The organism is Paenibacillus xylanexedens (genome assembly GCF_007676705.1).
Taxonomy (GTDB): Bacteria; Bacillota; Bacilli; order Paenibacillales; family Paenibacillaceae; genus Paenibacillus; species Paenibacillus xylanexedens_C.
In genome coordinates, this window is sequence record NZ_VEBF01000731.1 from 1 (window position 1) to 231 (window position 231).

General features: G+C 48.5%; 1 protein-coding gene. It reads left to right on the forward strand.

Annotated elements, in window-relative coordinates; translation table 11 throughout:
• Nucleotides 1–231, forward strand: a 231-nt coding sequence (locus tag FS628_RS32415; protein ID WP_222125359.1) for a hypothetical protein, incomplete at both ends; no start/stop codon positions are given.

Below are 231 nucleotides of genomic sequence, written 5' to 3' on the forward strand. Positions count from 1 at the left end.
GATGGAATTGTTGGTGTTTGATAGGGATGATGAGATTGTGAGGGGTAATGGGGGGATTGTTGAGGAGAATATGAAGATTGGGCGATGGTTGGAGTGTAGGTTTGAGGATTTGTTGAGGTTGATCGATGAGGGGAACATTGGGTTGGAGGGTAATTGGCTTGACTCGTTTGGGAGGAATGGCTTGGGGGAGTTGGTGAGGTGGGTCTTGAGTGCGGGGATAATTGAGAGGTA